The sequence below is a fragment of the Amaricoccus sp. genome, assembly GCF_036846665.1.
Taxonomy (GTDB): domain Bacteria; phylum Pseudomonadota; class Alphaproteobacteria; order Rhodobacterales; family Rhodobacteraceae; genus Amaricoccus.
Genome location: NZ_DAIUBO010000312.1, coordinates 1 through 3779 on the forward strand (window position 1 = coordinate 1; position 3779 = coordinate 3779).

At 65.9% G+C, this 3779-nt stretch carries 5 protein-coding genes; all 5 read right to left on the reverse strand.

All coding sequences use genetic code 11. The features are described 5' to 3' along the window. On the reverse strand, positions 1-380 hold a 380-nt coding region (locus tag V7050_RS19355), incomplete at its 3' end, for an NAD(P)-dependent oxidoreductase (protein WP_324411065.1). Positions 381-392: 12 nt separating this feature from the next. Continuing rightward, positions 393-1346 carry a uroporphyrinogen decarboxylase family protein gene (locus V7050_RS19360; protein WP_324365215.1) on the reverse strand — a complete coding sequence of 318 codons (954 nt, stop codon included), beginning with the start codon at positions 1344-1346 and terminating at the stop codon, positions 393-395. A gap of 34 nt (positions 1347-1380) precedes the next feature. Then, positions 1381-2454, reverse strand: coding sequence for an ABC transporter ATP-binding protein (locus V7050_RS19365; protein WP_324365216.1), 1074 nt, complete (start codon positions 2452-2454; stop codon positions 1381-1383). A 3-nt stretch (positions 2455-2457) separates the two neighbouring features. Beyond that, on the reverse strand, positions 2458-3243 hold the full coding sequence (locus V7050_RS19370) for an ABC transporter permease (protein WP_324365217.1): 786 nt from the start codon (positions 3241-3243) through the stop codon (positions 2458-2460). Next, a partial coding sequence (locus V7050_RS19375) for an ABC transporter permease (RefSeq protein WP_324411067.1) occupies positions 3240-3779 on the reverse strand: 540 nt, incomplete at its 5' end. The genes V7050_RS19370 and V7050_RS19375, both read right to left, overlap by 4 nt.

The window sequence follows — 3779 nt, forward strand, 5'->3', positions numbered from 1 at the left end:
CCGCCGGTGACGGGGGCATCCAGCGCCATGACGCCCCGGCCGGCCGCCTCGGCGGCGATCCGGCGGGCCAGGTCCGGCGAGGAGGTGGTCATGTCGACCAGGCAATCCCCCGGCGCGGCGTTCGCGATCAGGCCATCCTCGCCGAGATAGATCTCCGCCACGTCTTCCGGCCCGCCGACGATGGTGAAGACCGTGGCGCAGCTTCGGGCGAGCGCCCCAGCATCGTCGGCCCAGACGGCCCCGTCGAGCAGGAACGGCGCGGCGCGGTCGCGGTTTCGGGCATGGACATGCACCGCATGGCCCGCCGCCATCACACGGCGCGCCATCGCGCCGCCCATGATGCCCAGCCCGATGAACCCGACCGAGGTCTCCCGCGCCATCGCCCGGCCGGTCTAGGCGGCCACCGCCGCGTCCCTGTCGCGGCCGTATTCCGCGATCGTGTCGAAGACATGGGCCGGCGCGTTCGAGCCGAAGGTGCAGCCCGGCGCGAGGATGAAGTTCCGACCCCCGGTGATCGCAAGCGCCTCGCCGATGTCGCGGCGGATCTCGGGGCGCGACTGTTCGACCACCTTGGCCTGGTCGATCCCGCCCATGATGCATTTCCCGGTGCGCTCGCGCATCTCTGCGATGGTAGGACAGGTCGGGTCATGCGCGGCCCAGCTCAGAACCTCGTGCGGGTAGTCGGCGACCCGGTCGAGATCGAGGTGGCTCTTGCAGGCGTGGAGCATGCGCACCAGGCCCGTGGTTTCCTCGAGGATGGCGAGGTCATAGGGCCTTACGAGGTCTTCATAGGCGTCTTGGGAATAGCCCTGCACGCAGGCTTCGGTCGCTGCCCCGCGGGTCGAATAGAAGACGCCGTCCACACCGTTCGCCGCCAGTTCGCGCATGTAGCGGATGACGGTTTCGGTCGCGGCCTCGAGCATCGGCCTGGCCTCGCGCGGATTGTCGAGGATCACGCGCAGCGCCGAGAAACCGGCATGGCGCAGGACCTGCTGGATGGGGTCGAAGGTGGTGTCGATCACCGGCCAATCCTCGCCGAGTTCCGCCCGGATGCCGTTCAGAAGCGCGATCTGGTTGGCATAGGTCGGATGGTCCATCGACTGCACGGTGATGCGGGCCATGTCGGCGGGAGTGGCGATCGTCTCCATGCCATCGGGCAGGGGATGGCGATAGTCGCTGACCGCCTTGGCCAGATCCCAATCGTATTGGCGAAAGAACTCGCAATGCCGGTCCGCTCCCTGCTGGCCAGTGGCATAGGGAGTGACGAAATGCATCCAGACCGACAGAGGGGGCCGGTCGACCGGCGCCCCCGCGACGGCGGCGTAGAATCGTTCGCGCTTGTTCATGCTGCTTCTCCGATAGGTTCCTGGGACGGACGGCTCAATCCTGGAGCACCGCCAGATTGGCCGATTCCCAGCCGAGCCAGACATCGTCGGGCACGTCCCGGTCCACATAGGCCTTGAGGATCGCCGCGCCGGCATCGCCGACGCGCACATCCACCGCCGTGCGGCTGCCCTTGAAGACGCGGTTGACCACCCTGCCCGGCACCGCATTCCCGGTCTCGGGCCTGGCGTCGTAGAAGCCGACCTTCTCGAGGCGCAACGCCGCCGTCACCACATCGCCGGGGCGCGGGGTACGGTCGAAGGCCCGGCCCTCGATCTGCATCCCGAACCAGTCGATCGCGACCCTGTCGTCTTCGGCATGTCTGACCGGGCCGCTCAGCAGGTTCGTCTCGCCGATGAATTCGGCGACGAAGCGGCTCTTCGGACGCAGATACAGATCCTCGGGCGTGCCGTCCTGCTCCACCCGGCCCTGGTTCATGACCACGATCCGGTCGGACATGGTCAGCGCCTCGTCCTGGTCATGCGTGACGAAGAAGAAGGTCTTGCCGGTCCGGCGCTGGATGTCCTTGAGCTCGAGCTGCACCTGCGCGCGCAGCCGCGCATCCAGCGCACCCAGAGGCTCGTCGAGCAAGAGCAGATCCGGATCCGGCGCCAGCGCCCGCGCCAGCGCCACACGCTGCCGCTGACCGCCGGACAGCTGGTCGGGAAAGCGGTCCCGGAAGGCATCGAGTTCGAGGAACGACAGAAGCTCGTCCACCCGCGCGGCGATCCTGTCCCTGGTCATGCGCTTGAGTTCGAGCCCGAAGGTGACGTTGCGTGTCACTGTCATGTGGGGAAAGAGCGCATAGTCCTGAAACACCATGTTGACCTTGCGCTTGTTCGGCGGCAGCCGGGTCACGTCCTCTCCGCCCAGCACGATGCGGCCGCTGTCGGGCTGGGCGAAGCCGCCCAGGATGCGCAGCGTCGTCGACTTCCCGCAGCCCGAGGGTCCGAGAAACGTGACGAATTCGCCCGGATCGATCTTCATGTCGAGCTTCTGCAGGGCGACGGTCCTGCCGAAGGACTTGGAGATGCCGTCGATGTGGACGATTGGATCTTCGATGGTCGGCATTGTTCAGGTTCCCTTACCCATGCGGCGCATCGAGCGTTCGGCCCAGATGCCCAGCACCGCGGTCATGATCAGTACGACCGTGGCGATGGCGTTGATTTCCGGCGACATCCCCGAGCGCAGTTTCGAGAAGATCAGCACCGGCAGCGTCGGCTCGTAGCCCCCCAGGAAGAACGAGCGCACGAAGTCGTCGAAACTCAGGAGCATGCAGAACACGCCGGCCCCGATCAGCGCCGGTTTGAGATAGGGCAGCGTGATGCGGAAGAAGCTGACGAACCTGTCCGCGCCGAGATCCATCGCCGCCTCGGTATGGCTCGCGGGCAGCGTCGCCAGCCGCGCCATGACCACCAGCGCGACGAAGGGCACGTTGTGCACCGCATGCGCCCAGATGATCGCGAACATGCCCGTCTCGACGCCCAGGAGCCGGGCGAAGATGCGGAACGAGATCGCCGAGATGATCCCGGGAATGACCGCCGGCAGGATGGTCAGCCCGAGGATCACCGTGCGGCCGAAGAACGACCGGCCGGCGAGCAGCACCGAGATCCAGGTGCCGACGGTCAGCGAAATGGCCGTGCTCGCAATGGCGATCGTCGTCGAATAGATGAAGACGCTGATCACCTCTGTATCCCTGAAGACGCCGACATACCAGTCAAGCGTCCAGGACTTGATCGGGAAGCCGATGAACTTCGAGTCCTTGAACCCCATCAGGATCATCAGCACCAGAGGCACGAACAGATAGACCACGAAGGCCCAGTAGATGATCGACATCAGGATGCGCGTGTTGCGGGTCATTTCCGGCCCCCCTTCTGCAAGGCGCCCATCAGCTTCATGAAGGTTCCGGAGAGGACGAGCGCCGTCAGCAGCATGATGGTCGAGAACGCGGCCCCGGTCGGCCATTCGTCGCCCGCCACATGGAAGAACCCGGCTATGGTCTCGGAGAACAGCGTGGTGCTGGGACCGCCGAGCAGGATCGGCGTGGCATAGAGGCCGGTCGAGATCAGGAAGACCAGCGTGCAGCCCGAGGAGATCCCCTCGAGCGACAGGGGCAGGATGACGCGCCGGAACCGCGTCCAGGGCCCCGCGCCCAGATCGGCCGCCGCCTCGGAGAAGGTCTGCGGGATCTTTTCGAGGGCCGAATAGAGCGGCATCAGCATGTAGAGCGACGTCAGATAGACGATGCCGAAGCCGAGCGAGAAGTTGGTGTACATGAAGGCGACCGGCTGATCGATCAGGCCCAGCGCCTTCAGGATCAGGTTCACGGCGCCGGTATTGCCCAGAAGGATCATGATCGCATAGGTGCGCACGATCTCCCCGACCCAGAACGGGAT

What these genes read in the sequence shown, in the direction of transcription:
- V7050_RS19360 (WP_324365215.1), bottom strand. Translation starts at nt 1,346, where the DNA reads ATGAACAAGCGCGAACGATTCTACGCCGCCGTCGCGGGGGCGCCGGTC.
- V7050_RS19365 (WP_324365216.1), bottom strand. Translation starts at nt 2,454, where the DNA reads ATGCCGACCATCGAAGATCCAATCGTCCACATCGACGGCATCTCCAAG.
- V7050_RS19370 (WP_324365217.1), bottom strand. Translation starts at nt 3,243, where the DNA reads ATGACCCGCAACACGCGCATCCTGATGTCGATCATCTACTGGGCCTTC.